26 protein-coding genes and 2 pseudogenes are annotated in these 25,059 nt (G+C 62.2%); 8 read left to right on the top strand and 20 right to left on the bottom strand.

Annotated elements, in window-relative coordinates; all coding sequences use genetic code 11:
* Positions 1-4: 4 nt before the first annotated feature.
* The 4 genes from ABIB06_RS06880 to ABIB06_RS06865 all read right to left on the bottom strand — a co-directional run bounded on the left by ABIB06_RS06880 (position 5) and on the right by ABIB06_RS06865 (position 2,550).
* Complete coding sequence (locus tag ABIB06_RS06880) at positions 5-649, bottom strand: hypothetical protein (protein WP_354045449.1); 645 nt, start codon at positions 647-649, stop codon at positions 5-7.
* Positions 650-673: 24 nt separating this feature from the next.
* A complete protein-coding gene (locus tag ABIB06_RS06875) occupies positions 674-958 on the bottom strand; it encodes a hypothetical protein (protein WP_354045451.1) in 285 nt (94 codons plus the stop codon).
* Between the two features lie 53 nt (positions 959-1,011).
* Positions 1,012-2,190, bottom strand: coding sequence for an NnrS family protein (locus ABIB06_RS06870; RefSeq protein WP_354045453.1), 1,179 nt, complete (start codon positions 2,188-2,190; stop codon positions 1,012-1,014).
* Positions 2,191-2,286: 96 nt separating this feature from the next.
* A complete protein-coding gene (locus ABIB06_RS06865; RefSeq protein ID WP_354045455.1) occupies positions 2,287-2,550 on the bottom strand; it encodes a hypothetical protein in 264 nt (87 codons plus the stop codon).
* Positions 2,551-2,585: 35 nt separating this feature from the next.
* On the opposite strand from ABIB06_RS06865, the gene ABIB06_RS06860 reads away from it, so the two are divergent.
* The gene (locus ABIB06_RS06860; RefSeq protein ID WP_354045456.1) at positions 2,586-2,786 is read left to right on the top strand and encodes a hypothetical protein; all 201 of its coding nucleotides are present in this window, start codon (positions 2,586-2,588) and stop codon (positions 2,784-2,786) included.
* 34 nt (positions 2,787-2,820) lie between these two features.
* Here the strand turns inward: ABIB06_RS06860 and ABIB06_RS06855 are convergent, their stop codons facing one another.
* Complete coding sequence (locus ABIB06_RS06855; protein WP_354045458.1) at positions 2,821-3,249, bottom strand: pseudoazurin; 429 nt, start codon at positions 3,247-3,249, stop codon at positions 2,821-2,823.
* A 186-nt stretch (positions 3,250-3,435) separates the two neighbouring features.
* On the opposite strand from ABIB06_RS06855, the gene ABIB06_RS06850 reads away from it, so the two are divergent.
* The 5 genes and pseudogenes from ABIB06_RS06850 to ABIB06_RS06825 all read left to right on the top strand — a co-directional run bounded on the left by ABIB06_RS06850 (position 3,436) and on the right by ABIB06_RS06825 (position 7,280).
* A complete protein-coding gene (locus ABIB06_RS06850) occupies positions 3,436-4,158 on the top strand; it encodes a Crp/Fnr family transcriptional regulator (RefSeq protein ID WP_354045460.1) in 723 nt (240 codons plus the stop codon).
* A gap of 12 nt (positions 4,159-4,170) precedes the next feature.
* Positions 4,171-4,858: pseudogene (locus ABIB06_RS06845) on the top strand (ABC transporter permease).
* Positions 4,859-5,608: 750 nt separating this feature from the next.
* A pseudogene (locus tag ABIB06_RS06840) lies at positions 5,609-6,310 on the top strand (SMP-30/gluconolactonase/LRE family protein).
* 16 nt (positions 6,311-6,326) lie between these two features.
* Entirely contained in the window at positions 6,327-6,635 is a 309-nt protein-coding gene (locus tag ABIB06_RS06835; RefSeq protein WP_354045461.1) for a tripartite tricarboxylate transporter substrate-binding protein, read from the top strand.
* Between the two features lie 273 nt (positions 6,636-6,908).
* On the top strand, positions 6,909-7,280 hold the full coding sequence (locus tag ABIB06_RS06825) for a tripartite tricarboxylate transporter substrate-binding protein (RefSeq protein WP_354045463.1): 372 nt from the start codon (positions 6,909-6,911) through the stop codon (positions 7,278-7,280).
* Positions 7,281-7,680: 400 nt separating this feature from the next.
* On the opposite strand, the gene ABIB06_RS06820 is transcribed toward ABIB06_RS06825, so the two are convergent.
* From ABIB06_RS06820 to ABIB06_RS06780, 9 genes are all read right to left on the bottom strand, one after another.
* Positions 7,681-9,084, bottom strand: a complete 1,404-nt coding sequence (locus tag ABIB06_RS06820) for an amidase (protein WP_354045465.1) — start codon at positions 9,082-9,084, stop codon at positions 7,681-7,683.
* Between the two features lie 85 nt (positions 9,085-9,169).
* On the bottom strand, positions 9,170-9,931 hold the full coding sequence (locus tag ABIB06_RS06815) for an SDR family NAD(P)-dependent oxidoreductase (RefSeq protein WP_354045466.1): 762 nt from the start codon (positions 9,929-9,931) through the stop codon (positions 9,170-9,172).
* A gap of 46 nt (positions 9,932-9,977) precedes the next feature.
* The gene (locus ABIB06_RS06810) at positions 9,978-10,688 is read right to left on the bottom strand and encodes an ABC transporter ATP-binding protein (protein WP_354045468.1); all 711 of its coding nucleotides are present in this window, start codon (positions 10,686-10,688) and stop codon (positions 9,978-9,980) included.
* A complete protein-coding gene (locus ABIB06_RS06805) occupies positions 10,678-11,397 on the bottom strand; it encodes an ABC transporter ATP-binding protein (RefSeq protein ID WP_354045470.1) in 720 nt (239 codons plus the stop codon). Before ABIB06_RS06805 ends, ABIB06_RS06810 begins: the two co-directional genes overlap by 11 nt.
* Positions 11,398-11,399: 2 nt before the next feature.
* Positions 11,400-12,473 carry a branched-chain amino acid ABC transporter permease gene (locus ABIB06_RS06800; RefSeq protein WP_354045472.1) on the bottom strand — a complete coding sequence of 358 codons (1,074 nt, stop codon included), beginning with the start codon at positions 12,471-12,473 and terminating at the stop codon, positions 11,400-11,402.
* Positions 12,474-12,485: 12 nt separating this feature from the next.
* Positions 12,486-13,352, bottom strand: a complete 867-nt coding sequence (locus ABIB06_RS06795) for an ABC transporter permease subunit (RefSeq protein WP_354045474.1) — start codon at positions 13,350-13,352, stop codon at positions 12,486-12,488.
* Positions 13,353-13,450: 98 nt separating this feature from the next.
* The gene (locus ABIB06_RS06790; RefSeq protein WP_502916518.1) at positions 13,451-14,692 is read right to left on the bottom strand and encodes an urea ABC transporter substrate-binding protein; all 1,242 of its coding nucleotides are present in this window, start codon (positions 14,690-14,692) and stop codon (positions 13,451-13,453) included.
* Between the two features lie 34 nt (positions 14,693-14,726).
* Positions 14,727-15,722, bottom strand: a complete 996-nt coding sequence (locus ABIB06_RS06785) for an acetamidase/formamidase family protein (protein WP_247444020.1) — start codon at positions 15,720-15,722, stop codon at positions 14,727-14,729.
* 17 nt (positions 15,723-15,739) lie between these two features.
* Entirely contained in the window at positions 15,740-17,140 is a 1,401-nt protein-coding gene (locus ABIB06_RS06780) for an amidase (RefSeq protein ID WP_354045476.1), read from the bottom strand.
* A 408-nt stretch (positions 17,141-17,548) separates the two neighbouring features.
* Here ABIB06_RS06780 and ABIB06_RS06775 point away from each other — a divergent pair, with 408 nt between their 5' ends.
* Both ABIB06_RS06775 and ABIB06_RS06770 read left to right on the top strand, forming a co-directional pair.
* Positions 17,549-18,724 (top strand): transporter substrate-binding domain-containing protein, encoded by a 1,176-nt coding sequence (locus ABIB06_RS06775; protein WP_354045478.1) that lies wholly within the window; start codon positions 17,549-17,551, stop codon positions 18,722-18,724.
* On the top strand, positions 18,721-19,308 hold the full coding sequence (locus tag ABIB06_RS06770) for an ANTAR domain-containing response regulator (protein WP_247444023.1): 588 nt from the start codon (positions 18,721-18,723) through the stop codon (positions 19,306-19,308). The genes ABIB06_RS06775 and ABIB06_RS06770 overlap by 4 nt, the downstream gene beginning before the upstream one ends.
* Before the next feature lie 599 nt (positions 19,309-19,907).
* Here the strand turns inward: ABIB06_RS06770 and ABIB06_RS06765 are convergent.
* The 6 genes from ABIB06_RS06765 to ABIB06_RS06740 form a co-directional block, all read right to left on the bottom strand.
* Complete coding sequence (locus ABIB06_RS06765; protein WP_354045480.1) at positions 19,908-20,039, bottom strand: SDR family oxidoreductase; 132 nt, start codon at positions 20,037-20,039, stop codon at positions 19,908-19,910.
* A gap of 228 nt (positions 20,040-20,267) precedes the next feature.
* Positions 20,268-20,486 (bottom strand): SDR family NAD(P)-dependent oxidoreductase, encoded by a 219-nt coding sequence (locus tag ABIB06_RS06760; protein ID WP_354045483.1) that lies wholly within the window; start codon positions 20,484-20,486, stop codon positions 20,268-20,270.
* A gap of 21 nt (positions 20,487-20,507) precedes the next feature.
* Positions 20,508-22,124 (bottom strand): FGGY-family carbohydrate kinase, encoded by a 1,617-nt coding sequence (locus ABIB06_RS06755; RefSeq protein ID WP_354045485.1) that lies wholly within the window; start codon positions 22,122-22,124, stop codon positions 20,508-20,510.
* Positions 22,125-22,159: 35 nt separating this feature from the next.
* Complete coding sequence (locus tag ABIB06_RS06750) at positions 22,160-22,888, bottom strand: SDR family oxidoreductase (RefSeq protein WP_247447667.1); 729 nt, start codon at positions 22,886-22,888, stop codon at positions 22,160-22,162.
* A 26-nt stretch (positions 22,889-22,914) separates the two neighbouring features.
* Entirely contained in the window at positions 22,915-24,171 is a 1,257-nt protein-coding gene (locus tag ABIB06_RS06745; protein ID WP_247447668.1) for a sugar ABC transporter permease, read from the bottom strand.
* Positions 24,168-24,986 (bottom strand): ATP-binding cassette domain-containing protein, encoded by an 819-nt coding sequence (locus ABIB06_RS06740; RefSeq protein ID WP_354068678.1) that lies wholly within the window; start codon positions 24,984-24,986, stop codon positions 24,168-24,170. The genes ABIB06_RS06745 and ABIB06_RS06740 overlap by 4 nt, the downstream gene beginning before the upstream one ends.
* Positions 24,987-25,059 lie beyond the last annotated feature (73 nt).

The following is a 25,059-nucleotide window of genomic DNA, read 5'->3' as shown; positions in this document are numbered from 1 at the left end:
AGGACTAGGCCAGACAGCCATCCGAAGATGGCGAGGAAGGCGAAGGCGCCGACATGCGCGACGAACGTGTCTGTCGCCGCGAGCGCGACCCCAGCATTGCCGTTGCCGCCAGGCTCGCGAAGGATAGCGTCGCCATCCGCATGTTGAGCTCGAGCTGCCGCCGCTTGCGGGTGCGGAAGATGCCGGCGATGTCCCGTGCGTACAGGGCGGCGGACGCAAGACCGAAAACCGCGGCAATAGACAGCACGACGCTCAATCCCGATGCGAGCCCTATCGCGAGGATCCCGCCCGCCACCGTCACGCCGACGGCGAGCGCGCCGGCCGCAAGTGTCATGCGGCTCTGTCGGTCGTCCACGTCCGGCGCCAGCATGAACATGGCCAGGAGCCGGTAGCTGACACCCATGGCCGTCAAGGTCAGCCAGCCGCCGAAACCGGCGATGGCGTGGAGCGGGATGCCGGACGCCAAAATTGATTCGCCTATCGATCCCGCCCACCCCGCAAGCGCGAACACGAATACCGCGCCGAAGGCCGCTGTTGCGCAGAGCGATGCCAGGCCGACGAGGACGAAGCTGGCCGGCCCCGTCGGCCGCAGCCACGCAGTCAGGCCGAGATCGACGACAACCAGACCGAAGCCGGTGACAAGCAGCATCCCGCCGACGGGAAGAAGCCAGAGTCAGGTGGGCAAGCGGCCTCCCAAAGCCAGAAAACCCGCGAGCAGGGAGACGAGGCCGGCGGTCAGGAGGCCCAAAGCCGGCAAGGCCCACTTCTCGGAAAACAAGGGTTTCACGACGAGCACAGGAACGAACTGGAACAGCGCACCGCACATCGCCAGGCTTAGCCATCCGATGCTGACGACGTGCACCAGGACGAGCGTATCCGGCGCAGTTAGTTCGGCGGCCGGATAGCCGACACCCGCGACCATCAGGGCCAGCGCGATGAAGAGCCACGCGAGCGCCACCGCAAAAATAACTCATCGTCCATCTTGATGTGCTGGCGCCGATCATCGCGACCTCAGAACCTTCGTGTCCGGCACAGGAGCGGCGCGTAGGCGAGCGCGAAGCCCAGGAACGCCCCGGCCCACGCGATGCCCGAGACCGTCAGCACCGGCATCGAATAGGTCGGCTCAAGCGCCGCACACACCCGAGCCACCGCCGCGATGACGATCGCAGCGTAGATCGTTTGGGTGGCAACGGACGCCGAGAGGGCCTGCCCGGTATGGCCGAGCGAGGCACGCGTCATCACGGCGATGGTCATCGTGCCGATTGCTCCACCGGTCCAAGCGTGCACGCCCGCGCCCGGGGCAACGATGTCCATCGCGGCGAGTGCCGCCAGAAAGAAGCCGACCGGCACGAATGCGTAGGCCACGTGAAGAATGAGGACGAGCCGGTCCGACAAGGTCCGGTAGCCGGCCCAGCGAGCCAGGCGGGCGACGTGAAGCACTCCGGCGACGCAAAGCGCGCCCGCGACGAGCCCACCCGAAGGGTTTACGGTCCAGGCGGCCATGGCGCAGACGCCCGCGACCATCGCGATCGCGTCGAACCGACCGAAGGGAACGGGGAGCCGTCCCGGCTCGCGGCGGGCGAGCCAGTTGCGAGTGAAGCTTGGCACGATCCGTCCACCGATCAAGCAAACCAGCGTGACGACGAGGGCAATGCCGGCCCGCGTGGAATACTCCGCCAAGCCGTGGAAATGCGCCTCGATGTGAAACGCGATGTTGACCATCGCAAGAAGCGAGACGATGCCGACCACCTTCAGATTGTTCCACTTGCGGCCGGCGACGATCTCGCGGGCGTCGGCGGCTGCGAGCAGCAGCAGAAAGACTGCGTCGATCGCAAGGGCGGCTTGCCACCCGATAAATGCGGAGAACGTCATCGCAAGCCTCCCTGCGAACCAGGCCGCGAACAGGCACTCCAGCCGTGCGCCCTGGATCGGCAGGCGACCGGTCCAGTTCGGAACGGCGGTCAGAAGGAAGCCAGCGATCACCGAAGCCATATAGCCGAACAGCATCTCATGGACGTGCCAGTCCCGCGGCGCCAGCACCGTCGGAACGTGGACGTTGCCGGCGAACACCGCGAGCCACAGCGGAACCATCGCGCCGGCGTAGATCGCGCCGAACAGGAAGAACGGCCGGAAACCGTGCGAGAACACCGCCGGTTCCCGGTAGGCCCTCAATTTCTGCGTCGTTGCCATGGATGTGTTCCTGTTCAGTGGTCCTCATCGTAGATCGTCGTGATCGAGGGGCTCTTTGTCGGAGCGCAAATTGCAGCAAATGTTCAGCTACGGGTTTCATCCGCGACAAAGAGCGAGCCGCGTTCGACCTGTATTTTCGACTCCGTCATCAATGGAGGTTGCGATGCGATTTTCGAGAGATTGCGGGACCGGAACCGGAGCGGAAGCAGCTTCGAGCGCAAGCTTTTCGAAGCGATCGCCGGCGATCTTCTCCGCCGCATCGAGCAGGGAACCGAGGCCGGTCCTGCCGGAGAGCAAATCCACGTGCTGTTCCTGCTGTTGGGCCGAAGAGATGCCGCGTCGGTAACTGCGCCAGATCAATGCGGACCCTGCATTCGGCGACACAAGAAGCCCCCATGTGCAATACCGCCCCGCGCGATGGTTGGCTTCCGATCGCGCTTGCCCCTGATAATTGCCTCGAACTCGGCCAAGTCCGCCTGGTCGGCATCGAGGCGCTGCGCTTTCCGAGCAGGCGCAAATCGGGCGTGTGGTACAACGTCTGGACGGACAAGGCGGTGCTCGTCCATCCTACTCACTGGCGAAGCTGGCGGCCGTAGATGCTCACTTCGACGCGATCTTGCTGGCTTCGAGTTAGTCGAATAGCGTCGCGAACGCCTGCTTGGCCTTGCCAACCTGGGGAACGGCCTTGGCCTGGTCCAGATTGGAAGGCGTGCCGACCACGATCATCGCAACCATGCCCATTCCGTAGTGAGGAAGGCACTTCACGCCGTAGATGCCTTCCTGGTCGAACTTGACGGCGATGTCCTCGCCGTTCTTGCGGACGAAGGCCGCGGCGCCCTCCGGAAGCATGCCCTTGATGGACTCAGCGTTGTGCCCCTTGTCGGTGGATACGAACTTCACGGTATCGCCCGGCGCCACCTTCACGAAGGCAGGCTCGTAGACCATGACTGCACCCTCGGATCCCTTGTTCAGGAGCTTGACTTCGACCTCCGCCGGGCGGGCGGTTCCCGCCAGCGCCAAACTCGCCGCCACGACGGTCAAAATTGCCAATTTGTTCATCTACCGACCCCTTTTCGAATGGATTTCCCGAACTCCGGATGTTCAAAGGGTCGATATCCTTTTCCGAGAGGCGCGAGTTTGAGCCAGCGCAACGTTCCGGTAGGTTCGCTCGCTATCAGTGGCGTCAACATTGTGGCTTGCCGCTGCGGCAGATAATGTGTGCCCGCATCGAAAATGAGGATTGAAATGGCCGCGGTCGACCGATCCCTGGTCGCGAATTTGGCGATGTTCGCGGGACTTTCGCCCGCCGAGCAGGACGAGCTCCTGCGCGAAGCACGCTCGGTCCGCTACCCCAAGGGAACGGCGGTCTTCAATCAAGGCACAGAGGCCGAGCGCTTCTTCGTGCTGTTGCATGGCCACCTGCGTGTGGAGAAGACCACCCCGCAGGGGCAGCAGATGGTGGTGCGTTACGTTTCGGCCGGCGAACTATTCGGTGTCGCGCAGGCGATGAACCTCAAGAGCTATCCGGCGACCGCGGTCGCCGCCGTCGACAGCATCGCGCTCTCCTGGCCGTCCTCGTCCTGGCACCGGCTGATCGTCACATTTCCGACCCTTGCCGTCAGCGCATTGCAAACCGTCGGCAGCCGCCTGCAAGACACGCAGGCCCGCGTGATCGAGATATCCAATGAACAGGTCGAGCAGAGAGTTGCCCATGCGTTGCTGCGCCTGGCGAAACAGGCCGGACGCAAGGTTGACGCGGGAGTTGAGATCGACTTTCCGATCAGCCGGCAGGACGTCGCGGAGATGACGGGCACGACCTTGCACACCGTGAGTCGCATACTGAGCGCTTGGGAACAGCAGGGACTTGTGGAAGGCGGCCGCCAGCGCATCGTGCTCCGGGATCCACACAAACTGCATATGCTCGCCGAAGGCAACGAAGCGGATCAAGTCAGAGGATCGGCCCCTTGAGGCGCTCCCTGGGTGTTGGGTGCGATCAGCGCCGCCGCCTCGCTGATCGGCGAGAGCGATTCTGAGCTTCTCGAGATTGTCGCTCTGTCGGTGCGCGTCAGCCTAACGGCCAGCATCGTCGCGCTGGCGGTCGGCGCTCCCGTCGGCGCCTGGCTTGCAATCGCCCGCTTCCCGGGCCGGCAGCCGCTCATCATCTTTGCCAACGCGCTACTCGGTTTGCCTCCCGTCGTGGTGGGTCTCGGGCTCTACTTATTCCTTTCGCGCTCGGGCCCCTTGGGAACTGCGGGGCTACTATTCACGCCTACTGCCATGGTGATCGCCCAAACGCTTCTTGCCACTCCGATCGTGGTCGCGCTCGTGCACCGAGCCTCCACATTGTTCTGGGCGGAATACGGCGACCTCGCACGTACCGACGGTTTGTCAGTCCTGCGCAGCGTCGCCTTGCTGTTCGCACTCGGAAGAGCATCGCTGCTGACAGCCTTCCTAGCCGCATTCGGGCGCGCCATCGCCGAGGTCGGTGCCATTATCATCGTGGGCGGCAACATACATGGTTTCACTCGCACGAGACGACGCGATAGTGCTCGAAACCAGCAAGGGCGACCTTCCGCTGGCGCTCGGGCTCGGGTTGATCCTGCTGATGCTGAGCGTGGTTGTCTCGACCGTCGCGCTTCTGCTGGTGGGCCGCGTCGAAGAAAAATAGGTGCACGCTGCTGATCCTTTAGCGACGATACTTGCGATCGGAACGCAATTGAAGCACGTCCATCCGAAGACGATCATCCTGACGCGACTGGCTGCGCACCGCGAAGCACGAAGTTGGTGCGCTGCAACGTCCCCAAGGGCGCGCCCTCACGATCATCGCGAGCCGAACTTGGACGATCGTCGCGGACCTGGAGACGGCAACCGGGATCAGGTCGACCACCTTGAGCAGTCCTGATGGCGAGGGCGTCGCGTGGAGAAGTTGTCTGCGGTGCGATACCTGCTGGAAGCTACACGCAGTCGGCAAGAATTACTTCCATAGTTCGGTGCTCCATCGCCGCGGCGAATAAGAGCATCATGGTACAAACTCGCTGGTTGATCGAGAGTGACGAGGACGAAACTAAGTAGTCGGCTGCTCTTAGCGGGTCGAAGTCTCTCGCGTCGGAGCAACTTCGTTTCGCGTGAATCCAACCTGCGGGACGGGACCAGACTATACTGCCAGCGTCCGTTGACGCGGCTCGGATACTCAGAGCTTCGGAGATACTCCACGACCTTTTAAGTCTAGAATTAATCGGATGAGGTCGATGGCCCGGTACCGGGCTCCGTCGTCTTTACCGCCTCGATTTGGCTGGCGTCACCGATTGCTTGTCGAAGTCGAGGCGGAAGGCCCGCAGATACGCGTCCATAGCCCCGGTGAAAGCAACTCCGCCCGCCGTGACCACAAGGCCACTCACCAGTGGTGTGTCCCAGTTGAATGCCATTCCAAGCGGCGTACGACGGCGAGCCGAACGGGTTGAAGATCGCGCGCGACGGGCGGATCGTCATCACGGACTATCGCCGTGGGCTCATGACGCTCGATCCAGCCAGCGGCAAGGTCACGTCCATGCTGGAGCGGCGCTGGTCGGAGCGTTTCAAAGGCATCAACGACCTGGTCCTTGCCAGCAATGGCGACATCTATTTCACCGACCAGGGCCAGACCGGCATGCACGACCCGACCGGTCGCGTCTATCGCCTGCGCGTGGACGGAACGCTCGACCAGATCGTCAACAACGTCCCCAGCCCGAACGGCCTCGTGCTCACGGCAGCGAACACATCCTCTACGTGGCCGCCACAAGGGGCAATGCGATCTGGCGGATACCGCTGATGCCCGACGGCACGGCATCGAAGGTCGGCATCTTCATTCAACTGTCCGGCAGCCTCGGCGGGGCCCGATGGCCTTGCGATAGACGAGCAGGACAACCTTGCCATTGCTCACGCCGGTCTTGGTACCGACTGGATTTTCAGCCGCCTGGGCGAGCCGCTCTATCGGATCCGCTCCTGCGAAGGGCTCGCCACCACCAACGTGGCCTATGGCGGTCCCGACAACAAGAGCCTCTACATCACTGAATCCGAGAGCGGCTGTGTCCTGGTTGCGCGCCTTCCCGTCGCCGGTCGGTTGATGGCGTCGCATCGATAGCGAAAGGATAACCTTCATGTTCTGGACGGTGCAGACGGTAGTTCTGATTCTTGGCCTGACCGCGTCGGGGACGGCCTGGGCCGCATGGCCCGACGACAACCCGGTCGAAGTCGTCGTTGGCTTCGCCGCGGGTGGCGGGACCGACGTGATGGCCCGCAAGCTTCTTCCCTTCGTCGAGAAAAGACTTGGCGGGACCGCGAGATTTGTCGTCGTCAACAAGCCCGGTGCCGGCGGCGAGATCGCGGTCGCAGCGATTGCGCGCGCCGTCCCCGATGCCTACGCGATCGGGTCGTCAACGTCCCCGGCTACAACTTTCTGCCGATGAAAGACCCAGTACACCATGGGACGAAATCCGTCTGGTTGCGCGCGTGGTCGACGATCCCAGCGTGATCGTCGTTCGCAACGACAGCCCGTTCACGACCCTCGCAAGCGTGCTCGACGCGTAGCGCAAGAAGCCGGGTTCGGTCACGTTCGGCCATAACGGCGGGGGCACGAACGGACATCTGGCCATCTGCATGCTCGCAAAGGCGGCCGGCGTCGAGCCGAATGAGATTTCCTATCGCGGAACGGCAGCGGCCATCTGGTCAGCCTGAGCAAAGTGCCTAAGCTTCACGGTACCAACAAAGCAGAGCTCCGGGCTATCGCAATCCTGTCTAAGCCTAGTTCCTCATCATTGCCCGGCGTACCCACGGCCGAGGAAGCCGGCGTTCCCGTCATCATGACCGCCGAGCGCGGCTTTGCGCCGCCGAAGGGGGCGCCCGATGACATCGCAAAGAAGCTGCAAGCCGCGATCGCCGAGAGCCTCAACGATCCCGAATACATCAAGAGCTCAGCCGGTGGTGCTCCAGTGCTCGCTTTCATAGCCGGAGCCGAATGGCAAGCGTCTCGACGATATGACGAACGGGTTGCAGCCGCTTGCGAGCGAGATTCAGTCGATCGGAGCGCGCCGCGTACGCCAATCCGTAACTGACTGCAAGTCCTACTGACGGCAGGAAGTCATTGAATTCCGGTGGCGTCCGGGCTCTCTCGGGCTCCCCAAAAGCCTACCCAGGCATCCGCTGAGATCGACGATATGCGGTTCGATCCGACTTCCGCTCATGGCCATAGCTGACTTTCGACAACTCAAGCCTGCTAGATGGGCCGACGGGGTCACCCTGTCTACGCCCGGCCACCACTGATAAGCTTTCGGCTATTTCCTTATCAGTTCGCGAACTGCCTCCATTTGCGACGAAGCCATATCGGTTGCCGACTGACTGCTGGGCTCACCAACCCAAATTTCGTGTTCGACTCGCTAAATGAGCCCTATCTGCCAGTCGACTCCGCAGGCTAGGAGATTGCGCGCGCGTCTTGGTATCATTCCGTGACCCCGTTCATTCGATGGCCGCGCGCCGGGTATGCCAGTCCGTTACCGATTGGAAGGCATGACCGGCGCGGGCAAGCACATCCTCGGACAGATGCGGACCCACCAGCTGCATGCTGAGCGGCAGGCCGTCCGACGCCATCCCGTTCGGCAGCGTGATAGTGGGGCTGCCCGAGAAGTCGAACACCGCGGTGAAGCGCAGGATACTGAGCAGCACGTTCGGATCGGCACCGTATTCGGCCATCTTGGTCAGCGTCGGGATCGGCACAGGCATTGTGGGGATCAGCAGCAAGTCGATATCGCCGAACAAGGCGGCGAGACTTCCGCAGAACTTCAGTCGCTCATGATGGATCTGCGCGATCTCGATACCGCTCATCGACCTGCCCTGCTCGATCAGCTGCGCCAGATCGGGGCCGTATTCCGATTTTCGCGACGGATAGGTCTCCAGGTGCGCCTCCGCCGTTTCGATCGAGCACATCGGGATCCACATGCTGACAAGCTTCTCGTAGGCCGGGAACTTGACCTCGCGGATATCGGCACCGAGCGCTGCCAGCGTGCGTTCGGCTTCCAGCAACGCAGCGACCACCTGCGGATCGATCCCGTCCTGGATGTAGCTGCGGTCCACGCCGATCCGTACGCCCCGGATGCCGTCACCGATGCCGGCCAGATAGTTCGGCACCGGCGCCTGCAGGGCCGTGGGGTCGTTGACATCGGCACCTGCGATGACGCCGAGCATGGCCGCCGCGTCGGCAGCGCTTCGACACATCGGCCCGACATGGTCGAGCGAGTCCGCCAGCGGAAAGACGCCGTGGCGGCTGACGCGTCCCCAGGTCGGCTTGATGCCGGTCAATCCGCAGGTCGCCGACGGAAACCGGATCGAGCCGCCGGTGTCGCTGCCGATCGAGCCGAAGCAGAGCCCCACCGAGGTCGCCACGCCCGATCCGCTTGACGAGGAGCCGACCCAGTAATCGACACCCCAGGGATTGAGCGGCGCCTGATCGTTCCGATGGTGGCTGGTATAGGCGCCCTCGGTCATCTTGAGCTTGCCAAGAGTGACGGCGCCGGCGTGCTCGAGCCGGTCCACGATCGTCGCATTGAAGGACGGAACGAACTTGGCATGGATCGTAGTGCCGCCTGCCGTCGGTGCGAACGTGGTGTAGCAGAGATCCTTCAATCCGATCGGCACGCCATGCAATGGTCCACGCCAGACGCCCTTGGCAAGCTCTGCGTCACAGCGCTTCGCTTGCGCCATGGCCCGCTCGGCAAGCACGAGCGCGTAACCGTAAAACTTGCTATCGAGCTTCGCGATCCGGCTCAGCATGGCCTCGGTTACTTTCGAAGGCAGGAGCTCACCCCGGCGGAACAGCTCGGAGAGTTCGGTGATCGACTTGTAGTGAATTGGATCCGCTGACATCTGACAGCCCTGCTGTTGTCGGAAATGGCTTCGCTCACCGGCGCCGCAGACGGCCGGCCTCGTGACTACGCTGCTCGAGATGCGCCTAGAACTGCACGCCGCGCGTGAGGGCACCATCAACCACGAGGTTGGTCCCCGTGATGAAGCTCGCCGCCTTGCTGGCAAGGAACACAGCGCCGTTCGCCATCTCCTGCGGCGTTCCCATGCGGCCGGTAGGATTGAGCGCCAGCGCGGTGTTGTACAGTTCGGGATTGCCGTCCTTGATCTGATTCCAGACACCGCCCTCGAAATAGGTGTTGCCGGGAGAGACCGAGTTGGCGCGGATGCCTTTGCCGGCAAGCTGGAAGGCGAGCCCCTGCGTGTAATGGATGATCGCAGCCTTGAACGTGCCGTAGGGGCCGCTGGCGAAGTCGACCTCGCGGCCCGACACGCTGGAGATGGTGACGATCGCAGCGGCCTTGCTCTTCTCAAGATACGGCATCGCCGCATTGACCAGCCGCACCGTGCCCATCATGTCGGTGGAGAACTCCTTCTCCCAGCTCTCCTCGTCCTGCCCAATCGACAGCGCGCTGACATTGGCAACGACGATATCGATCCCGCCAAGTTTCGAGGCCATATCCTCGACCCAGACCTTGAGCGCCGGCCCATTGGAGACGTCGACGGAACCGCCGAACGCCGCAACACCTTTCGCCTTGATCGCGGTGACAGCACTATCGACGTCGGCCTGGTTGCGGGCGCAGATGCCGACATCTGCGCCTTCCGCCGCGAAGGTGTCGGCTATCGCCTTGCCGATGCCCTTGGTGCTGCCGGTAACGAGAACCTTTGCTCCCTTGAGTCCCAGATCCATGTCCATTCCCTCCCTATTGACGACTTATAACGTGCGACGTGGCCGTTCAGAGCAGAAGCTGCTCGCGGACATTATGCTCGTTGACCTCGCCGCCTGCCAGCGACTGCGTGATCTTGCCCTTCTCCATGATGTAACAACGCTCGGCGATCGCCAGGATCGTGTCGAGATTTTGCTCGACGAAGATGATCGTAGTGCCGAGCTCGTTCCGGAACGATCTCAGCGCCCCGCAGATGTGTTGGACGATCGAGGGCTGGATGCCCTCAGACGGTTCGTCCAGGATCATCAAGGATGGATTGCCGATCAGCGCGCGGCCGATGGCGAGCTGTTGCTGCTCGCCGCCCGACATGGTCCCCGCGACCTGCCGCCTGCGTTCCCTGAGCCGCGGAAAATACTCATAGACGAGCTCCGGCAGCTTCTTACCGTCGGGACCGCCGATCAACTCGCCGACCTGGAGGTTTTCCTCAACGGTCATCTGCGGAAAGACGTCGCGCCCCTGCGGGATGTAGCCGAAGCCCGCCCTCGCCCGCGCGTCGGCTTCGAGCTTTGTGACGTCCTGATCCATGAAGCTGATCGTGCCGCGCCAAGTCTGCAGCAGGCCGATCAGGCACCGCATCAGGGTTGACTTGCCGACCCCGTTACGGCCGATCACGCCGACGATCTCGCCGCGCGAGACCGACATGGTGACACCCTGCAGGATCGGCGTCGCGCCGTATCCCGCCCATAGATCCGATACGTCAAGAATCCGATCAGTGGGCATGGGTTTTACCGAGATAGATTTCCGCGACCTTCTCGTCCTGCAGGATGTTTTCGAGATTGCCGCGCGCAAATATCTTGCCGAGATGCAGCACCGTGACGCGCTGGGCGACCTGGCGCACGAAGGCCATATCATGCTCGACGACAAGCACAGTCATGCCTTCGGCATTGAACGACTTGATCAACTCCCCGGTCTTGAAGGTTTCCTCGGGAGACATGCCGGCGGTCGGCTCGTCCAGCAACAGGAGCTGCGGCTTCAGCGCCAGTGCCATCCCGATTTCAAGCCATTGCTGCTGGCCGTGCGACAGTGCCCCCGCGAGCTTTTCGCTCTCCGGGCCGAGATTGAGCAGCGTCAGCAGGCGATCCTCCTCTGTGATGCGTTCCGCCCCGGACAATCGCTCCTGGAGCGCGATTTGAATGTTCTGCCGGACCGGAAGTTCCTTGAACACGCTCGGAGCCTGCATCTTGATGCTCATGCCCCGTTGCACCCGCGCATATGGACGCTCGGCGGTGATGTCGACGGTATCGAACAGGATGCTGCCCTGGGTGGGTGGGTAAAGACCCACGATCAGCTTGAACAACGTGCTCTTGCCGGCACCGTTGGGACCGATCAGGCAGTGCACCTCGCCCGCGTCGACCGTAAGATCGACATCGGAGACAGCGGTCAATCCGCCGAAGCGCTTGGATACGCCCTTGACCTCGACCAGCGCCATGTTCAGGATTCTTCCGGCTGTAAGCGACCGGCCTCCTCCGCGACGGCGCCATCATCGCGCCGTCGGCGCCCACCCCACCAGTCGGCGGCAAGCTTGCCAATTCCGAGCACAAACCCCTGCGGCGCCAGCATCACCGTGGCGAGCAGCAGCGCGCCCATCAGCACCAGCGCGGCCTGCTGGCTGTAGACCGTGATTGTCTGAAAGCCGAACAGCAACAGGAACGACCCGACCAGGGTCGCCGTCAGATCGTTTCGCCCGGAGAAGGCCACCCACACGATCGGCATCGCGGCTGCCGGCAAGCCGATGCTGGAGGGCGTGATAAACTGTCCCCAGGACGTGTAGAGTGCGCCGCTGAGGCCCGCGAGGCCGCTGCCGATCACGAATGTCAGCAGCTGGTATTTCCGGACGTCATAGCCCAGCATCTCCGCGCGTTGGGGATTTTCGCGCGTTGCCACGATGACATTGCCGATCCCCGAATTGACCAGCATGCGCAGCGCGAGATAGACGATCACGATCAGCGCGATCATGATGTAATAGAGCGCCGATCCCTCGATATAGAAGTCACCCACGGTCAGCGGGTCCATGCCCTTCATGCCGTTGAAGCCGTTCAACCGCGCCGGGCCGATGTGCCATTCCGGCCCTGCGGTCTGACCAAGGAAGAAGGCAAGCACGAGCGTCGCGGACAGCGTCACGATGCCGAAGAAGATGCCGTTGATCCCACCCCAGATCATGAAGTAGCCGAGAATTCCCGCCGCCAACATCGCGAGGACAACCGAGAGCACGAGTGCGGCGATCGTCGCAGTGCCGCCGCCCATGTTGATGGCGAGCACGCCATAGCCATAGCCGGCGATGCCGAAGAACAAGGTCTGGCCGAACGACAGCATGCCGCCATAGCCCCACATCAGGCAGAGGCCGAGCGCCATGAAGATCCAGATCAGGAAGTAAGCGAAATTGCCCACGTCGTAGGAATCGGCGAACAGCGGATAAGTCAGCGCACCCGCGAGCACGGCGAGGAAGCATGACCAGAAGATCTTGCCGCGTCCGAGCGTCTGTGGGCCTTCCAGCAGCTTGAACATCAACATTTCCCCTTAGCGCCCACGGCGGACCAGCACGCTAGAGAGCCCTTCGGGCAACACCCGAATGATCAGGATGACAGCCACCAGCATGCCGATCTGACCGATGATCTGTCCATAGCTCGCGTTCAGCGCCATTCGGATTATCGCCAGGAAGACCGCGGCCGGCGCCGTTCCAAGCAGCACGTTCGCTCCTCCGATCACGACGGTGACGAAGCTTTCGACCACGAATGTCGCACCCATGGTCGGAATCAGCGTCATGGTCGGCGCGTAGAGCGCCCCGCAGAGCCCGGCGAGGCCGGTGCCGATCCCGAAACTGATCGCATAGATGCGGCCTGTGCGCGCGCCCAGCGCCTTCGCCATCGCGGCGTTCTGCATAGTCGCGCGGGCGATCACTCCGAACCGCGTCTTCATGAAGATGATGTAGAGACCGCCCAGCACGGCCACCGCGCAACCGAACAGCACCAGACGATAGGTCGAAAACGAATAACCGCCGATTGCGAAGCTTCCCTCCGGCGTTCCGATCCCCCGTACGGCAGACCCGACAATCAGGAGCATCGATTGCGTCACGATGAGACTGAGGCCCCAGGTCGCGAGCAACGAATCCAGCGGCCGCTTGTAGAAACGCCGCACGACCAGGAATTCGACGAGGACACCGATGAGCCCCGCCGTCAGCGCGGCCAGCATCTGGGCAATCGCGAGCGGCACACCGAGATTCACAAGGCCAACCGTCACATAGGCACCACACATGATGAACTCGCCGTGGGCCATGTTGATGACGCCCATCATGCCGAACACAATGGCGAGGCCTGCGGCCGAAAGAATTAGGAACGCAAACACGTCGGCGAACTGATAGAACACGGAGAATACTTCAGCCGACATCTTGATCCCCTTGCCGATCCCGGCGCCGCATCGTTGCGGCGCCGGCCTTGTTCAAGATCGTGACACTCAACACGAGCAAGATCTGTGCCCGCCGGACGTCACGACTTCTTGGGGAGATGACTCGGGGTGTACTGATCCTTGTCGTTCTTCTTGGTGAGATCGCAACCGATCTCACCAAGCCAGTAGGGCTGGATCGTCCCGTAGTCCTTCTCGACCTTCACTTCGTGCTTCGGCCCGACCGAGATCAGGCGCATGCGGTGCGAGGTATGCTGGCTCTTCGGATCGATGCAGACCTTGCCTTCGGGGGCGTCGATGCAGGCGTCTCCACTGGAGATCACCTTCCGCATGTCGTCGAGCTTGATCGACTTCGCCTTCTCGACCAGCGCCTTGTACATGTAGAGCGCGTTATAGGCGTTGTAGCCCATGTCGTTGATGTAGAGTTCGTCGGGGAATTTCGCGTGCCAGCGCTTCTTGAACTCGGTCGCTTCAGGCGTGTCTATTTCCTCGAACCAGTTCGCGGTTGCGTGCATGTTGTTGAGCGCCGGCGGCTTGAACCGCTTGTGCTCGAAGCCGAGCATGACCTTGATCGAAGACCCCATCGGCAGGTTGAGGTTGGCGGCAGCGGCTTGCTCGAAGAACGAATCCTGGGCGGCACCGACATTGATCGTGAGCAGCCAATCCGGCTTCGACTTCTGGATGTTCTGGATCGTCTGCGCGAACTGCGACACACCGAGCGGAATGAACTCTTCGCCCACTACCTCACCGCCGAGATCCTTCAGGATCTTGCGGTTCCACTCTGCCGAGATCTGACCGAAATTGTAGTCGGCGGCGATGACGTAGACTTTCTTGCCGAACTTCTCGACCATCCACGGTATCAGCGTCGAGAACTGCTGCTCAGGCACCGCACCCATGCTGATCATGCTGGCGTCGCAGACACCGCCTTCATACTGGTTAGTGTAAAAATAAGGCGTGGAGGTGCGGTCGACGATCGGACGCAGCGCTTCGCGCGAGGCCGAAGTGATGCCGCCGATCAATACGTCGACCTTGTCGCGATTGAGCAGACGGCGGCCGAATTCCTGATATCGGGCGTTGTCGCCCTGCGGATCGAGGTGGATCAGCTCGATCTGCCGCCCCAGGATGCCGCCGCTCTTGTTGATTTCCTCGACGGCCAGCTGGGAACCGTGCAGCTTCGGCATGCCCATGAAGGCGAGATCGCCGGATACGTCCTCGAGCAGCCCCACTTTCAACGGCGGCTCTGCCGCGCGTGCAACATTCATCACCGCAGCTGTACCAAGCATGGCGCCGAGCAAAACGATTCCGAGCTTACGTCCTGAACTCATCGTGATGTCCCCTGTTTTTGAAAGCGGCTGGATGTCATGGCTTGAGGTAATTCTTCAGGATCGATGCTCCCATCGTGTATTTGGGGTCGACCATGTTGCCGAGGCGCATGCGGCCCGTCTGGCTGAGCAGCATGTAGGCGTCGATCTCATCGAAGCCGTAATCTGCCGCCATCCACCGCACGAGCTCACGATAGGCGATACGCGCCGCGTCCTCGAGCGGACGCGCGCTGCCGATCGTCATGATGAAGTCCTTAGTCTCGAGCCGGGGCCAGGCGAAGCTCCAGTTCTTGATCAGGTCGACCTGCAATGTAACGGTGGCGCGCTGCTCCAGCGCCACGCCGGAGAGCTCACCGTCGCCTTGCGTCGCATGGCAGTCGCCGACGTAGAGCATCCCGCCATCGGTATGCACCGGAAAATAGATGATCGCACCTGGCGCGACGTCGGGCAGATCCATGTTGCCGCCGTGGTAATCAGGCTGAAGCGACGAGATGGCCTCGATCTCCGGCGAGACACCGATGGTTCCGATGAACGGCTCGTAGGGCAGCGTGATCTTGTCGTTCCAGCGTATGCCGTTCCTGTCGACATGCAGTTTCTTTACGCGTTCCGGCAGCGGCGGATTGAGCAGCGCCGTCGAGCTTGTTCCAACCAGCCCGCCGAATTCCGGAATGATGCAGGTCGTACCGGCCGGCTGTTCACCCCGCGTCTCGACGTCGCGGATATAGATCGCGAGACAATCGCCCTTCTTGGCGCCCTTGACGGCGATCGGTCCGCATTGCGGGTTGAGATAGGGGAAATTCAGTTTGGCGGTTGGGCTGTCGCTTTCGCTGGTGAGCACGCCGCCAAAGGCATCTTCCGTCTCGACGACAACGATCCCACCCGGGTCGATCGACAGGGTCGGCTTGGCATAGGGGCCGTAGACATAATGGAAGCCGCCCTGCTGCTCGATCGTCAGGCTATGCGTCGCGCCAGTCGCGCCTTTGGCGACCGCGCGCTTGGTCATGATTGATGTCTTCAACCAGTCTTCGGACATGTGATCAGCTCCTCAACTCAGACCCCGGGATGACGTTTGTGCCAGTCGGTGACGCGCTGGAACGCGTCGCCCGCCCGCACAAGTCCGGCCTCGTCGAAATGACGACCAACGAACTGGAAGCCGACCGGACCGCCATTCGCCGCGAACCCGCCGGGCAGCGTCACGGTCGGACTTCCCGTCATGTCGAATGGACACGTGAAGCGCAGCAGTCCGCCGATCAGCGAGGCGTCCTCGCCGAGCGCCGCCATCTTGGCGAGCGTGGGCGCGGCGAACGCCTGTGCCGGCACCGCGACGAGATCGACGGTCTCGAACAGGACACGGACCGCGCCGCGAAATGCCTCGCGGCGAAGCACGATCTTCTGGTAGTCCATGCCGGACTGCTGCCGGCCGAGATCGAGCAGACCCGCGAGCGCCGGGCCATACTCGTCCTTGCGCGCCGGATAGGTGTCTTCGTGCGCGACGGCGACCTCGATGCCGCAGAGCGGGAACCAGTCGTCGATGACCGCCTTGGGATCGGGGAAAATGATCTCATTGATCTTCGCGCCGAGATCGGCCGCCACACGCAACCCTTCGGTCAGGACCTTCGCCGCATCGCCATCGGTTCCTTCGCTGGTCCAGCGCCGGTCGACGCCGATCGTCACACCGCGCAGGTCGCCGGAGAGACCGGCGAGATAGTCGGGCACAGGCAGCGGCACCGACGTCGTGTCCCTGGGATCCTGCCCCGCGATGACGCCGAGGATGGCGCCGCAGTCGACAGCGCTCCGCGCCATCGGGCCGATGTGATCCAGCGTCGCCGCAAGTTCGAAAGCGCCGTAGCGGCTGACTCGTCCCCAGGTCGGTTTAAGCCCGGTGACGCCGTTGGCCGCGGACGGAAAGCGGATTGAACCGCCGGTATCGGTGCCGAGCGAGCCGAAGCATAGGCCAGCCGCGGTAGCGACGCCGGAACCGCTCGAGGATGCGCCGGGCCAAAGATCCGCGTTCCACGGATTTTTCGGCGGATCAATCTTCGGATGATGATCGGCGTAAGCTCCTTCGGTCTGCTGCAGCTTACCAAGAATGATTGCGCCGGCCTCCTTCAGCCGCGCAACCACCGTTGCGTCCTCAGTCGGACGAAAATCGTGATGGATCGTCATGCCGTGCGCGGCAGGCGCGCCCCTGGCCCAGCAGAGATCCTTGACCGCCACCGGCACCCCATGCAGCGGTCCTTTGACCTTGCCGGAGGCGATTTCCTTCTCGGCCACGGCGGCGTCGGCAAGCGCTGAGTCAGCCATCACATGCGCGAAACTCTTAAGCTTGCCGTCGAGCTTCTCGATCCGCCCGAGCATCGCCTTGGTCGCTTCGACCGGCGACAGCTCCCTCGCCTGGATCTTTCGCCCGATGTCGACGAGCCCGAGATAGTGGAGATCCGTTTCCGCCATCGCTCTTCATCCTCCCGCTCACATGACACATCGCCGTCTCGCACATGCGTCACCGTTCTGGCTACGCGGACGCATCGCCAGCTTTCCCGGCGGCAAACGAAAAAAGCCACCCGTCCCTCCCGAATGAGGTGACGAATGGCTCAAATGCCGCGGCTATGATCTGTCGCTTTAGGATCCGTGATCGAACGAAGCACTTAGTGCAAGGAGCTGGACGTCATCGGCCAGATCGGCGCACGCGAGGTTCGACAGGTCACCCTGTAGGAGAAAAGTCTAAGGACCTGCCCATCGCGTTGTCAACGATGCTGTCTGCCTAAATTTCGAGAGTGCTGCGCAGCAAAACGGCAAGCCACTTGCGCTGTCATCGGCGATGATGATTTCATCTTCGCGTTACGCGATCGAAAGCAGTCAATGACAAAGCCGTATGTTCCCGTTGGCATCATCTGCTCGCAGTCCGGGCCTTATCAGGCAATGGGCCGCGAGATCCTCAAGAGCGCGATGATGGCGGTCGACGAGATCAACAGCCAGGCGGAGTTCGACTTCGCGATCGCGCCCCATATTCGCGATCCCCGCGGCATCGTCTCCGAATATCACACCGTCTGTGACGACCTCATTCGCAATGTCGGCGTCGAGCACATCATCGGCTGTTACACCTCGGCCTCGCGGAAGCAGGTGCTTCCCATCGTGGAGCGCACCGATCGCCTGCTCTGGTATCCTGCCCGCTATGAAGGCTTCGAGTGCTCGGACAACGTGATCTATGTCGGCGCCTCGCCCAATCACAACGTGCTGCCGCTGGTCCGCTACGTGCTCGACAATCTGTCACGGGAAATCTTCTGCGTCGGCTCCAACTACGTGTGGACGTGGGAGACCAATCGCGTCACCCGTGAACTGGTCAGCGCGGCAGATGGCCACATCCTCGCCGAGCGGCTGCTCGAGCTCGGCGAAAGCGCCGTCGGTCACATCGTCGACGAGATCGTTCGCCGCAAACCGCCGATCGTGTTCAATACGCTGGTCGGAAGCTCGAGCTACGACTTCATCCGCGCATTTCACGCCGGCACCAAGGCTGCCGGGCTGGAGATTCCCATGCTGAGCTGTAGCCTGTGCGAGCCGGAACTGGCGATCGTCGGGCCGGCATCGGCCGGCTGTATCACGTCGTCGGCCTATTTCGAGAGCATCCGGCTGCCGGAGAACCGCGCCTTCGTAGCGCGCTGGAAGGCGCGCCATGGCGAGGACAGCAGCCCCTCCGTTGACGGGCAATCCGCCTATGTCGCAGTCTATCTGCTGGCGCGCGCGCTGCAGCGCGCGGGCACGTCCGACATTGCCGAGGTGCAGCGCGCCGCGGCGGGATATCGCTACAATTCGCCGCAAGGACCGGTGTGGATCGACGGCGGCAACAATCATTGCGTCCTTACACCGCGGCTTGCCGTATCCAATCCGCGAGGACAGTTCGATATCTTCTGGGAGGCCGACGCGCCTGTTAAGCCTGATCCTTACCTGACGCAGCTCGACGTTGTCGCCAGTCCATCGAGGGAGATCTCGGCGGGCGGCGCATTGCCGAACGCGCCGCATTTGCGGGTTGTGAAATGAGCAGACCGTCTTCATTTTCGCTGCGCGGACGCAAGGCGCTCGTTGCCATCAAGGACGAACGCGATGCGACCATCGTGCGACGCCAGTTCGAGCGTCTCGGGATCGAGGGTGTTGCATGGACGCCGGGTGAGCCCGTCGGCTTCACACCGGATCTGTCGCTGATCGATGACGAATTCCTGCCCTTACTGCAACCGGCGCAACGCGCGTACCTGGCGCGATCACCTGTCATCGCGCTGGTCGGCACCGAGACCCCAAGCCGCTTGAAGTTGGTGTTCGAGCTCGACCCAGCTTCGTTCCTGATTAAGCCGCTGCGATCGGCCGGCATCTATGCAGCGCTCGTCATGGCATTCGAGCGAAACCATCGCACAAGCGAATTGAAGCAACAGATCCTCAAACTCGAGCAGCGCCTGCGGTCACGTCGTGTCGTACTTGCCGCCGTTCTCCAGGTGATGCATTCGCATGCGCTTGCCGAACCTGCCGCCTTTGCGCTGATCCGAAAAGCCGCCATGGAGCAACGCAAGACGATCGAAGAGCTTTCGGCAGAGATTACGGCAAGCGGCATGCTCCCGCGCGCAACGGGTTAGATCGCCTCCAGCTGCGGGCGGGCGTGACAGGCCGCAATCTCCTATGCCCCGCTGGACTCTTTGCTGTTGCATCGTCACATCGAGAAGATGAGCCGTAGCACGCGCATCGCATAGCGCTCGATGAGCTCTCAACTGATTGGCACCATCGGGCAAACTCTGGTTTCGGCTTCTGGCCGCATAGTTGACATCCCAACGGCTGTAGCTGCGGTCTGCTATTTGAGACAAATCAGGCATCCATCTCCCGTCCAGCGCCCGACTGATAAGCTTTCGTATGAAACCTTATCAGTCGGCATGCTTACTCCGATTCGTATGCGTCGCTTTTCAGTTGCTCGGATTTCCAGGACAACCGCGCGTCAACTAAATTCCGTAACGCTCTCTCGCTGGAACAGAAATTCCAGGAGACACTTTTTCACCCAGATGAACCTCAGGTCCACTGGGGCACCGAGAGTAACGTTTTCCAAGCTCCTCCACGCGGCGCCAAATTACCTCGCCAGGCCAGTTCGAGCAGGCGGTGTTCGCCTCTGGAAGTTGCTCCAATTTCGGCCTGAGGCGTGTCCAGGTGCTCTGTTGACAGACTCGCTCTGCAAGAACTCGGCTTGCTAGCGCGAGAAGCGTCGCGCACCTCCGTCAACGTGGACTACCTGTCCCGTGATGTAACCGGCAAGTGGTGAGGCAAGAAAGGCGACCAGCACCGCGAGATCTTCCGGTTCGCCGATATAGCGGCAGGACAATTTTCAGCGACCCATTTGCGCTGAGCCTGGCAACAATTCTGGTCGATCTGCTCGGAGTGCAGCCGACCTGGCGGGATTGAATTGACCGTGATCCCATCCTTGCCGTCAACGCGGGAAAGCGACTTTGCCCAGATGTCGGTGGCCCCATTGGGGGAACGCCGCCGTTCAACGCCAACGGATCGTCGCCTCCCGTCAGATTGATGATCCGGCTGAATTTCTGTGCTTGCATTATGGGTACGAAGGCATGGGCGAGTTCCCGACCGGCATGAAATTAAGCGCCATAGCCTCATCCCATTGTTGACGCGTGCCGAGCCCGTCGAAGGGCCGCGAACCGCCGGCATTGTTGACGAGGATGTCTAGTCGGCCGAAAGCGGCAACCACATCATCTCTGATCCTCGTAGCTGCGTCCGGTCGCTTGATGATGCGGAGCGAACCTTCTCTGCCCACTCCGGGCTCAGCCGGTTACCATCAGTATTCGCCCAGCCTGACGGATCTTGCCGTTTGTTGCAGCATCTCGAACGCTCTAAATCGCCTCTCATGCACCTCAACCGAGGCCGGGTCGGGCCGATAGAGTGTGCCGATTGCCGACATAGCCGACATCGCCTTGATGATGTCAGGATAGTGCCCCGAGGCCACTGCACCCAGCATAGCGGACCCGAGCAGCACGGGCTCAGCTGAGGCCGTCGTCGCCAGCACTTGTCCGATCGTGTCGGCCAGAAGCTGACGAGCCAGCTCACTCTGGCCTGCACCGCCGCTGACGATGATCGTGTCGATCGGCAGGCTCTTCTCATGCAGAGACCGCACGATCTGTCGTGTGCCGTAGCCAAGCCCGCACATCCCGGCGAGATACAACGCCACAAGGCTATCGAGGTCATTGTCCATCCTGAGACCGGCGATCAATCCCCGGGCGTCGGGATCCGCAAACGGCGAACGGTTACCAAGAAATTCGGGCACAACATGCAAATCGCGCATGAGATCGACTGCGGCCGAAGCCCCACCTCGTCGCTCCGCCTCAATCGACAGCCAGTTGCCAAGGCCGATCCCATGGGCCTGCGCCAGTCTCGAAGCCTCCTCTGCGGCGGGATGCATGCGGACCAAATGATCGATCGCGGCGCCCGCGGCGGACTGACCGCCTTCGTTCAACCAAAGGCCCGGTACCATGGCAGAGAAATATGGCCCCCATACTCCCGGTACGAAGACTTCTTCGTTGGTCGAAGACATCGTGCAGGCCGAGGTACCGAACACATAGGCCAAGCGCGTCAGCAGATTTCCTGGCTCACCGCGAGCCCCGACTGTTCCGACACCGCCGGCATGGGCGTCGATCAGCCCGGCGCCGACCGGCGTTTCAGGCATTAAGCCAAGTTGCGCGGCCGCGGCTGCGGTCAAACCGCTGCCGAGAGCCGTGCCTCCGTCGACGATGTCAGTCCCGATCCGGCGAAAGGCCTCGTCAACCAGCCCACCGAGACCGACCCTTCTGAAATAAGTCTCGTCCCAGCGCCGCTCATGGGCGAGATAGGTCCACTTGCATGTCACCGTGCACACGGACCGCGCCAAGCTCCCAGTCGCCTTGTAAGTCAGGAAGTCGGTCAGATCCACGAACTGCCACGCCGAGTGAAAAGTGTGTGGCTGGTTTTCAGCGAGCCACAGCAATTTCGGCGTTTCCATCTCCGGCGAAATGGCACCGCCGACATAATTGAGGACTACCTCCCCTGTCGCGTTGATCCTGCGCGCTTGTGACACAGCACGATGGTCCATCCAGACGATGATATTGCGCTCGGGGTCGCCGGAGGGGCCCACGGGCAACGGTTCGCCTCCCGGCCCCAGCACCACAAGCGAGCACGTCGCGTCGAATCCAATGCCCGCTATCGATTGCCCTGAGATGCCGGCCTGGCGGACCGCCCCCTGCACGCAGGCACACACGGCGCGCCAGATGTCGTTGCTGGACTGCTCAACAATCTGGCCTGCCTCGTGCCACAGAGCAATCTCCGCCTTGGCCGATCCGAGCAACTTGCCGAACTCATCGAACACTGCGGCGCGCGCACTGCCGGTACCGACGTCGATGCCGAGGAAACGCTTTTTTGACATGCTCAGTTATTCCACCCTCTTTGGCGATAACGCGTCTACAGATCGTTGCTCTGCGGTAGAATGACGAGATCGCGGATAGTGACGTTCCGTGGCCGCGTCAGCATGAACAGCACGGCCTCGGCCACTTCGGCTGGCTGCATCAAGCCTCCCGCCGCCAATTCGTCGTCGAGCTTGTCCTTGGGCCAATCCTTGATCAGGGCCGTGACCACGGGACCTGGAGCAACGGCACCGACGCGCAGCCCATGCTTGGCGACCTGCCGCCTGACCGTGTGCACGAACGCCTGAACAGCATGCTTGGAAGCCGTGTAGATCGGCTCCCAAACCACCGGCACCAGACCGGCAATCGAGCTCGTTACGATGATGTCGCCAGTCCCGCGCGCGACCATGTGCGGCAGGACGGCGCGGATCGAGCGGAAGGCAGCGTTGACATTGAGGTTCAGCACGCGGTCCCAGACATCGGGATCCCCGTCCACGATATCGCCGCCGACGTAGGTTCCGGCGTTCGCGTGGAAGATGTCGAGTTGGCCCGCCAGCTCCAATATCCGCGGCATCATGCGGCTGACGCTTTCAGGCTTGGTGAGGTCGATCGTCAACGGGATCGCCTGCGGGCCGAGGATTGCGCAGGCCGACTTCAAGCCATCCTCGTCACGGTCGACCAGCACGACACGCGCGCCCTCCCGCAGCAGGATCCTGGAGCATTCCAGACCGATCCCCGAAGCCGCTCCCGTGATTGCGGCCACCTTTCCGGAAAGCGTGAGAGTCATGGCGTTCCTGTTGGTTGAGAGTCATTTCAGGCCCGGCCATGGGACATACGCGAGCGGCGGGCCAGCGAATCGACGATAACGGCAACCGCCAGCACGGCGCCGGTGATCATATACCGGAGCGAAGACGACAGATCGAGCAGCGTCAAACCGCTGGCAATTGACTGGATTACGATGATCCCAAGGAGCGCGGAATAAGCGCTGCCGCGACCGCCGAACAGACTAGTTCCACCGATCACGGCCGCTGCGATGGCGTTGAGATTAACGTCACCGGTGCCGGCCTGCTGGCTTGCGGACGCCAGGCGCGCCGCCGAAAGGATACCGCCAGCGGCCGCGAACGCCGCGCATAGCACGAAGGCCGTCATGTAGATCCGACGCACGTTGATGCCAGCGCGGCGCGCCGCCTCCCGGTTGCCCCCGACGGCATTCATCGAGCGTCCCCACTTTGTTCGGGTCAACGCATAGTTCATCGCCACGACCAGGGCGACGAACAGACTGAACATCCAGGGCACGCCGCGATCTTGATTGAGATAATAGACGACGAGCTCGAGGACAATCGTGATCACGATCGCACGAAGCAGCAGGCTCCCGAACGATCTCGCTGACAAACCAGCCTGCTTGCGGCGGGCAGCCGTTCGAAACGCCGTCGCGAAGATCACCGCGCCGGTCACTGCGGCCAGCGCGTAGGCGACCGCGGGCGCCATGACCAGCGTCTGACCAAAATTCACCAGCGCCGAGCCGTACGGCAGATTAATCGATCCGGTTGAGCCCAGGAGATAAAGCTGCAAGCCAAGAACCGCGAGCAGGCCGGCCAGCGTCGAGACGAAGCTTGGCATCCCGAAGCGGTTAAACAACACCGCGTAGAGCGCGCCAATGGCTCCGCCGACGACGAGCGATGTGACAATCGCGAGCCAGGTTGGCCATTCCATGTTGACCCAGAGCACGCCGACCATGGCCGAAGCGAAACCGCTAACCGAGCCGACCGACAGATCGATTTCGCCGACCATCAGGATGCAGACGATCCCAAGCGCGATAACCCCCACCGTCGAACAGTCGAACAGCAAATTGACGAGATTGTTGCTCGACAGGAAAACCGGATTGAGACTCTGGAATGCCGTGCAGATGATCACGAGCCCGATCACGACCGGAAGCGCGCCGAGATCGCCGGAGCGGACTCGGTCCAGGAACGCGCGTATGGCGGCGGCAAGACCCGCATCGTGGCGAACCCGCTCGTCGGCGCGATCGAGCGGCGCCGAGGTTGCGCGACGTTCCTTGTCGCCGTTCACGGCCGCGGTTCCCCTGAGTGTTCACGTGAGGCCTGTCGCCGCTCTGTGCGCCGCGATACGGCGTTGTTCGAGGCTCCGGTGATGGCGCTCACGAGTTCCTGGTTGGATGCATCCTGGAAGATGCCGTTGTTGCGCCCGAGCCGCAGCACCACGATCCGGTCCGCGACCGCGCGGACGTCTTCCATGTTGTGATTGATCATCACGACGGCGAGGCCACGATCCCGAACGCGCTCGATCAGATCGAGCACCTCGGCGGTCTGCGCCACGCCAAGCGCAGCCGTTGGTTCGTCGAGCAGGATCAGCTTCGGCTGGAGCAGCAGCGAACGGGCGATGGCAACCGTCTGGCGCTGGCCACCGGAAAGCGACGCAACCGGCTCGCGAACACTGGGGATGCGCGCCGACAGCTCGTTGAGCAGGGTCCAGGCTCGAATTTCCATCGCCACCTCATCGAGGCGCCATGGATCGAGCTCCCGTCCGAGAAAAATGTTAGCGACGACGTCAAGATTCTCGCACAGCGCCAGGTCCTGGAATACGGTCGCGATACCAAGCCGCAGCGACGCGGCCGGATCGTCTAGGACCACTATATCGCCGCAGAAGGTAACCGTTCCCGAATCCGGCAGATGAACGCCGGCGAGAATCTTCACCAGGGTCGACTTGCCGGCGCCATTGTCGCCGACCAACGCGACGACCTCACCGGCGTGCACATCCAGATCGATATTGGTCAAGGCGGAGACCGCGCCGAAGTTTTTCGAAATGCCGCGCAGGCTAAGCACCAGGCCGTTCCGCGAATTGGATTGCGATGCCGGGTCGGTCATATCTGGCGTTCCATGATCGTCCCGGCCATGCGGTGAACCGAACCGCATTGCCCGGGCTAAATGATACCTTAAC

Origin of the sequence: Bradyrhizobium sp. LB8.2 (assembly GCF_040548035.1) — a bacterium.
GTDB lineage: Bacteria > Pseudomonadota > Alphaproteobacteria > Rhizobiales > Xanthobacteraceae > Bradyrhizobium.
Note: the sequence above shows the minus strand (reverse complement) of the source record. Positions and strands in the feature narration are given on the sequence as shown.